The 7,798-nt window shown below is 35.7% G+C and carries 10 protein-coding genes; 4 read left to right on the top strand and 6 right to left on the bottom strand.

The window, feature by feature from the left end; genetic code table 11:
• The 4 genes from WFK35_RS18475 to WFK35_RS18460 all read left to right on the top strand — a co-directional run.
• The coding region (locus tag WFK35_RS18475; protein ID WP_336733798.1) for a 1-(5-phosphoribosyl)-5-[(5-phosphoribosylamino)methylideneamino]imidazole-4-carboxamide isomerase at positions 1 to 320 on the top strand (320 nt) is incomplete at its 5' end.
• Complete coding sequence (gene hisF, locus WFK35_RS18470; protein WP_336733797.1) at positions 313 to 1,065, top strand: imidazole glycerol phosphate synthase subunit HisF; 753 nt, start codon at positions 313 to 315, stop codon at positions 1,063 to 1,065. The genes WFK35_RS18475 and hisF, both read left to right, overlap by 8 nt.
• Positions 1,062 to 1,649 (top strand): bifunctional phosphoribosyl-AMP cyclohydrolase/phosphoribosyl-ATP diphosphatase HisIE, encoded by a 588-nt coding sequence (gene hisIE / locus WFK35_RS18465; RefSeq protein ID WP_336733796.1) that lies wholly within the window; start codon positions 1,062 to 1,064, stop codon positions 1,647 to 1,649. Before hisF ends, hisIE begins: the two co-directional genes overlap by 4 nt.
• Positions 1,650 to 1,841: 192 nt before the next feature.
• Positions 1,842 to 1,982 (top strand): hypothetical protein, encoded by a 141-nt coding sequence (locus tag WFK35_RS18460; protein WP_214589726.1) that lies wholly within the window; start codon positions 1,842 to 1,844, stop codon positions 1,980 to 1,982.
• A 55-nt stretch (positions 1,983 to 2,037) separates the two neighbouring features.
• On the opposite strand, the gene WFK35_RS18455 is transcribed toward WFK35_RS18460, so the two are convergent.
• From WFK35_RS18455 to WFK35_RS18430, 6 genes are all read right to left on the bottom strand, one after another.
• On the bottom strand, positions 2,038 to 2,955 hold the full coding sequence (locus WFK35_RS18455; RefSeq protein ID WP_336733795.1) for a M28 family metallopeptidase: 918 nt from the start codon (positions 2,953 to 2,955) through the stop codon (positions 2,038 to 2,040).
• Positions 2,956 to 3,036: 81 nt separating this feature from the next.
• Complete coding sequence (locus WFK35_RS18450; protein ID WP_336733794.1) at positions 3,037 to 4,212, bottom strand: M28 family peptidase; 1,176 nt, start codon at positions 4,210 to 4,212, stop codon at positions 3,037 to 3,039.
• A 98-nt stretch (positions 4,213 to 4,310) separates the two neighbouring features.
• A complete protein-coding gene (locus WFK35_RS18445; protein WP_336733793.1) occupies positions 4,311 to 5,483 on the bottom strand; it encodes a M28 family peptidase in 1,173 nt (390 codons plus the stop codon).
• Positions 5,484 to 5,587: 104 nt separating this feature from the next.
• The gene (gene rplT / locus WFK35_RS18440; protein WP_029293267.1) at positions 5,588 to 5,932 is read right to left on the bottom strand and encodes a 50S ribosomal protein L20; all 345 of its coding nucleotides are present in this window, start codon (positions 5,930 to 5,932) and stop codon (positions 5,588 to 5,590) included.
• Positions 5,933 to 6,052: 120 nt separating this feature from the next.
• On the bottom strand, positions 6,053 to 6,250 hold the full coding sequence (gene rpmI, locus WFK35_RS18435; protein WP_076390550.1) for a 50S ribosomal protein L35: 198 nt from the start codon (positions 6,248 to 6,250) through the stop codon (positions 6,053 to 6,055).
• Between the two features lie 785 nt (positions 6,251 to 7,035).
• Positions 7,036 to 7,798 (bottom strand): alpha/beta fold hydrolase (locus WFK35_RS18430; RefSeq protein WP_336733792.1); only part of this gene is annotated, 763 nt, incomplete at its 5' end.

Below are 7,798 nucleotides of genomic sequence, written 5' to 3'. Positions count from 1 at the left end.
AGATAAAAACTTCGGGCTGGCTGGAAGAAAGCCAACTGGATGTGATCGATTTTATTCTCAAATATAAAAATAAAGGAATTAAAAACGTGATCTGCACGGATATTTCCAAAGACGGAATGCTTCAGGGCGCATCGGATGAACTATACAGAGAAATTGTAGAAAAAACAGCGGTTCAGTTAATTGCAAGCGGCGGAATTTCGTGTATTGAAGATGTTGAACAGATGAAAAAGATCGGCTGTTCCGGAACAATTATCGGAAAGGCAATTTATGAAGGAAGAATCAGTTTGCAGCAACTCCAAAATTTTATTGAAAATGCTTAAAAAAAGAATCATTCCGTGTCTGGATATCAAAGACGGAACTACGGTAAAAGGAATTAATTTTGAAGGATTAAGAAATGCGGGAGATCCTGTAGAACTTGCCAAAAGATATGAAAAAGAAGGCGCAGACGAATTGGTTTTTCTGGATATTACCGCAACGATAGAAGAACGGAAAACTTTTGCCGGACTGGTACAGAAAATCGCAGCAGAATTAAGTATTCCTTTTACTGTCGGTGGCGGAATTTCAACGGTGGAAGATGTAAGAAGGCTCTTAGAAGCCGGAGCAGATAAGATCAGTATCAATTCTTCGGCGGTTAAAAATCCGGCTTTAATTTCAGAGTTGTCAAAAGAATTCGGAAGTCAGTGTGTTGTGGTTGCAATTGATACGAAATTAGTGAACGGATCAGACTGGGTTCATGTGAAAGGTGGAAGGGAAATAACGGATCTGAAGACATTAGACTGGGCAAAGAAAGCAGAAGAACTGGGAGCAGGAGAAATTCTTCTTACTTCAATGGATGGCGATGGTACAAAAAACGGGTTTGATCTCAGAATAACAAAGTTAATTTCCGAAAGTGTAAATATTCCTGTTATTGCTTCCGGAGGTGCAGGAAAAATGAAAGATTTTGAAGCCGTTTTTAATCAGACAAAAGCAACAGGAGCTTTGGCGGCAAGTATTTTTCATTTTGGAGAAGTGCAGATTCAGGATCTTAAAAATAATTTGAAAATTAAAAAAATTGCAGTACGATGAATATCGATTTTAATAAAAATGAAGGCTTGGTTCCGGTGATTATTCAGGACGACAGAACGTTGCAGGTTTTAATGTTGGGTTACATGAACGAAGAAGCTTTTGAAAAAACCAAAAAAGAAGGAATTGTAACCTTTTTCAGCCGTTCAAAAAACCGACTCTGGACAAAAGGTGAGGAGTCCAGAAATTTTTTAACCGTTAAAAATATTGCGATAGACTGCGATCAGGATACAATTTTAATTAAAGCAATTCCTACGAACGTTGTCTGCCACACCGGAAGTTTCAGTTGTTTTGGCGATAAAGATTCTAAAGGTTTTCTGCATGAACTGGAAGAAAAAATAAGCCAAAGAATTGATGAAAAAACTGAAGGTTCTTACACGTATTCATTATTCCAGCGAGGCATCAATAAAATGGCTCAGAAAGTAGGAGAGGAAGCCGTAGAAGTGGTGATCGAAGCCAAAGACAGCAATGATGATCTGTTTAAAAATGAAGCGGCAGATTTGCTGTATCACCTTTTGATCTTACTGAAAGCCAAGAATTTTACACTGAAAGATATTGAAGAAATTTTGCTTTCCAGAAACCGGTAAAGTTGTATTTTTATCTCTAAACTCATTAAGAATCAACCGCAAAAGAGGCAAAAGACCATTATGTTGCAAGAATTAGAATATTCAAAGCTATCAGAAGAATAAAATCGAAGATTTTTAAACTGTTTTAAATGAAATTTCAGCTTAATTTTGTCACTTATGTGTTTTAAATACAATTTATTAAAAAATTATCCCATGAAAGAAGACAACAAAGAAAATCAACAATCCAAAGCGGAAGCGGAAAATTCAGCAAAAGTTACTCCCGAAAAGGGAAAGATCAAAGAAGTGAAATCTCCCAATTCTGATACTGCAAAAGGCGGTACAAGAGCCGGATAAATGAAAAGCCAGTCGAAAAATCCGACTGGCTTTTTTTAGAACAATTTGATTATCTCTATTTTTTCGAAGCCACAGCGAAATGCTGCAATGCTCCGATTGCCGCTTTACCAATATTAAAAACATACTGAACATTAGTATTTGCAAAGGTATCATCCGCAGTATGAGGAAGATCGCTTCTGATATATTCAAAAAATCCGGTGATTACTTCACCTTTTTTTGCAAAAGAGATGTAGTCGGTATCTTCTGCGGGATCGATTTTTGCCTGTAATGGAGAATACAGTGTTGTGCAGATCATCAGTTCTTTGGTAACCTGTTTAGAAGCTTCATTATTTTTTGAGCTTCCTCCCTGATCTTCGTCACAAAAAACAGTATCATTGAACATTCCTTTTTTTCCGCCGACCTGATCCAGATTGAAGACCATTTTTATATTAATCTGCCTTGTTTTATTCTGATAAACAACTTCATTTACATAATGTCTGCTTCCGTATAATCCCTGTTCTTCTCCTGAAAAATGAATGAATTTAATGGAATATTCAGAGGGAATATCTTTCAGGATTTTTGCGGCTTCCAGAATAATGGATGTTCCGCTTCCGTTATCGTTGACTCCGGGACCGTTAATGCTGTCGAAATGTCCGCAAATAATGATGTATTTATCAGGATATAAAGTTCCTTTCTTGGTAATGATCAGGTTTTTAGATTTTAATTTTCCTATGGAAAAAGGATCTTCTTCCATCTGGTTCTCGGAATATCCGTAAGACAAATATTTATTTTTGATCCAGTTCAGGGCGTTTTCATTTTCTACAGAACCTGTGGTTTTAACACCCAGTTTTTCAAATTCCTTTAAATTGGATACGATGTCCTCTTTTTTTAATAAGTTAACTCTGTCCTGATAAGCCTGAATGAAACTTTGTCCCTGAAATCCAACGGCTGTTAACGAAAAAAGAAAAATGGCTGTTAATTTTTTGAAATTCATATTGGCAATTAGTTTACTATTTTACAAATATAGAAATAAAAAATCCCGAGAAAGAAACTCAGGATTTTGCTTGTCCGTTGATTATTTTCCGATAATTATTTTTCTCACCGCTTTTTGGTCTTTTGTTTTAACTGTTGCGATATACGTTCCGTTTGGTAATTCTGAAACATTTACTTTCGTTTCATTTTCCTTATTTAAAACAAGCCTGCCGTTTATATCTGAAATTTCGAGCCTGAAATCTTTAATATCTTCCGGAAGTTCGACATTTAAATAATCTTTCGCAGGATTGGGATAGATCTTTATAGATTCTATAGAATTTCCGGAAAGTAATGCTTCTTTTTTCTGTAAAGAATTTGCTGCTACTGCAAAGTGCTGTAAAGCTCCCAAAGAAGCTTTTGCTATATTATAAATATAAACAGGATCTGTATTAGCAAATGTATCGTTTGAAGAATGAGGATAATTACTTCTGATTTTTTCAAAAAAACCTGTAATAATTTCGCCTTTTCTTTCAAAAGGAATATAATCTGTAGCTTCAGCCGGATCCACCGCCGTTAAAAGAGGAGAATACAAAGCGGTACAGTTGCGCAATTGCTGTGTAACGTTTGCTGAAGCTGCATTATTGCTGGACAGACCTCCCTGATCTTCATCACAATAGATCGTATTGTTATTATTGCCCATTTTTCCGCCAACCTGATCCAGATTGAAGACTAATTTAATGTCTACTTTCTTAATATTATTTTGGTAAACAACATTATTTACGTAATGTGAGCTTCCAATAAGTCCCTGTTCTTCACCAGAAAAATGGATAAATTTAATCGAATATTCTGTAGGAACGTCTTTTAAAATTCTTGCCGCTTCCAGAATGATGGATGTTCCGCTGCCGTTATCGTTTACTCCGGGACCGTTTATGGTGTCGAAATGTCCGCAAATGATAACGTATTTATTAGGATAAACGGTTCCTGTTTTAGTGATGATTAAATTTTTTGAACTCTTGCCGTTGTAAGTGAAGGCATCTTCCGAAATCTGGTTTGAAGAATATCCGAAACCCAGATATTTATTTTTAAGCCAGTTGAAAGTATTATTATTCGCAGTTGAGCCGGTGGTTTTAATCCCTAAATTGGCAAAATTCTGTAAGTTTGTTGTAATATTGGTCTGTGTCACCATATTAGCTCTGTCCTGATAAGCCTGAATAAAAGATTGTGCATTGAAGCTTAAAGCCGATAAAGAAAAGAGCAGAATTGTAGAAGTCTTTTTCATTTTGACATTAATTTTTGTGATTTGATTGGTATACAAATGTAATAATAAAAAAATCCTAAACAAAAGTTCAGGATTTTAATTTTACAGAAAAATAAAAATTATTTACCGATAATTATTTTTCTTACCGCTTTTTGGTCTTTTGTTTTAACAGTTGCCATATAAACACCGCTTGCTAATCCTGAAATATTAACTTTAGCTTCATTTTGTTTATTTAAAACAAGTCTGCCGTTCATATCCGAAATTTCAAGACTGAAGTTTTTAACGTCTTTTGGAAGATCAACATTTAAAAGATCTTTCGCCGGATTGGGATAAATCTTTACGGTTTCCAGATTATTTACTGTCTTTTCATCCGTTGCCAATAAACTTGTAGAGGCTGTTGCAAAATGCTGTAAAGCTCCTACAGCCGCCTTTCCTACGTTGAAAACATAAGTAGGATCTACATTCGCAAAAGTATCATTTACGGTGTGTTCATTATAACTTCTTGCCGTCTCGTAAAAGCCTGTAATAATATCTCCTTTCGCTTCAAAAGGCATATAATCGGAAGAGTAGGCATTCGACATAACTGTCTGTAATGGTGAATACAGCGTTGTACATGCTGCAAGCTGCTGTGTAACGGATAGAGAGGCTGCATTGTTTCCGGTTTGCCCGCTTTGGTCACTTTCGCAGTTGATAGCAACATTCGAATTGCTTATTTTTCCACCCACCTGATCTAAATTAAAGACCAGTTTTATATCCAACTGACGGACACTGTTCTGGAAAACCACACTGTTTACATAATGTGCGCTTCCCTGTAATCCCTGTTCTTCGCCGGAAAAGTGGATGAATTTAATAGAATATTCTGTCGGAACATCTTTTAAAATTCTTGCCGCTTCCAGAATAATAGAAGTTCCGCTTCCGTTATCGCTTACTCCGGGACCTGTAATGGTGTCGTAATGTCCGCAGATAATAACGTACGTATTCGGATAAACGGTTCCTGTCTTGGTAATGATTAAATTTTTAGAACTTGTAGAGCCAAATGTGAAAGGATCTTCTACCATCTGACTTGCTGTATAACCGTAAGACTGATATTTTGCTTTAAGCCAGTTTAATGCATTGGTATTGGCTGCAGAACCCGTTGTTTTTACGCCAAGATTACCAAATTCCTGAAGTAAGGTTGTTATATTGGTCTGGGTAACCAGATTAGCTCTGTTCTGATAAGCCTGAATAAAACTTTGAGCCTGAAATGCATATGTTCCTAATGAAAACAGCAGAAGAGTAGTTATTTTTTTCACTTTAAAGGAAAATTTTATAAATTTAATAATATTACGCAAATGTAAATAATAAAAAAATCCCAAGCAAAAAACCTGGGACTTATATTGATAACAAAAATTTTACATTATTTTACTTGATCTACAACTGCTTTGAAAGCTTCAGGGTGATTCATTGCTAAATCTGCTAAAACTTTTCTGTTAAGCTCAATGTTGTTCTTTTTAAGAGCTCCCATAAACTGAGAGTAAGACATTCCGTGCTCTCTGGTTCCCGCGTTGATACGAGTGATCCAAAGTGCTCTGAAATTTCTTTTCTTCTCTTTTCTACCACGGTAAGCATATTGCATTGCTTTTTCTACCGCGTTTTTAGCTACCGTCCAAACGTTCTTTCTTCTTCCGAAATAACCTTTAGCGTGCTTAAAAATTTTCTTTCTTCTAGCTCTTGAAGCTACCGAATTTACTGATCTTGGCATAATTTAAATTGTTTTTTTGAAATGTGCGGTAATTATTTCATTACTCTTAGTGGCTCCATTTCAGGGTTAAAATGTTGAATTTGTTTGAATTCTTATAAACCGACTATAGATTTATAAAAACTACTTAATTGCTAATTGACGCAATACGCTTTTCTCGTCCACAGCAGCAACGTAAGAAGTCGTAGTAAGATTTCTCTTCTGCTTCGTTTCTTTCTTCGTTAAGATGTGGCTTTTGTAAGCGTTCTTTCTTTTGATCTTACCAGATCCGGTAAGAGCAAAACGTTTCTTAGCACCTGATTTCGTTTTTAATTTTGGCATTGTTTTGCTTTTTATTGTTTTGTTATCAATATCTGTTTTGGCTATTTCCGATCGCCCGGAATAATAGTTTGCAAAATTACGGAAAAATTTCGAGATTTAAAAAAGATTTTTTGAATGAAATAGGGAAGTGGATGAAGCTTTATATATTACCGTTTTTGTGAGATAAATTTTATTTGAAGCTGTTTCCTGCTTTTCACTGTATCTTTTTGGTTGCGGACTCCTGAACTACGTTCGTAAACCTCCAGTTTATACTCCGCCCGCAACCAAAAAGGATGTCGTTACAATCAGGGCTAGAGTGGCAGTTCCCAATATAAATAACCGGATTCGGGAATAAATAAGTCTTGTTAAACGCAACGTTAAACAAGGAGATTTAATTATTAAGAATTCAGCTTTTAAGATATACAAAGGCCTAAAACTTATCAAAGTAATACCATTTTTGTCTTTTTTACATAAACGAAGTGCCTTTGTTTAGCTTACAAACTTTCAATAAGTAAAAAATCTCTTGTTTTTCTTTGCGATAAATTAATATAATTCGATAAATCAATTAATTAAATTTATTTCTTATCCTGAAATGAGGTTAAATAGTAAACGAATATCCATAATATTTGTCATGCTGAAAGCATCTAAACAAAGTATTCAACGCATCGATGAAATCCTTTTCAGGATGACAAACTTTGTAAATATTTTTGAATAAAATTACTAAAAAGTTCCGGCAAAATTCCTTTAAATAAAAAAACAGCAATCAAAATACTCTGATTGCTGCTTTTACTTATATGTAGAAAAAATTAAGCCTTAATAAATTCCAGAAGATCTTTATTAATCGTCTGATGTTCAGTAGTAGGCATTCCGTGAGGGAATCCCGGATAAGTAATCAGTTTACCATTTTTCAATAGTTTAGCAGATTTTATCGCTGAATTTTCAATAGGCACAATCTGATCGTCTTCACCGTGCAGCAACAGTACCGGAATATCTACAGCTTTCAGGTCTTCTGTAAAATCGGTCTCAGAAAAAGCTTTGATTCCGTCATAATGAGCCACAATTCCTCCCATCATTCCCTGTCTCCACCAATTGGTCTGTACACCTTGCTTCACTACGGCACCTTCTCTGTTGTAACCATAGAATGGAACCGTTAAATCCATAAAAAACTGATTTCTGTTATTTAAAGTCTGATCTCTGATGTTGTCAAAAACTTCCATCGGAACGCCATCCGGATTATTTTCGCTCTTTACCATTACCGGAGGAACTGCGCTTATCAATACCGCTTTTTTTGCTCTTCCGTTGGCATATTTGTTTACATAGCGGATCACTTCACCGCCACCTGTAGAATGCCCGATATGCACAACATCTTTCAGACCCAGAAATTCTACCAATTCTGCTGCATCAGAAGCATATTGTTCAATCGTATGATTATAAATATTCTGGCTGGAACGTCCGTGACCTCTTCTGTCGTGAGCAATTACCCTGTAACCTCTCTGCAAAAAGAAGATCACCTGCGCATCCCAGTCATCAGAAGATAAAGGCCATCCGTGGTGAAACATCAATACTGGT

Source organism: Chryseobacterium sp. VD8 (assembly GCF_037149975.1).
GTDB lineage: Bacteria > Bacteroidota > Bacteroidia > Flavobacteriales > Weeksellaceae > Chryseobacterium > Chryseobacterium indicum.
Note: the sequence above shows the minus strand (reverse complement) of the source record. Positions and strands in the feature narration are given on the sequence as shown.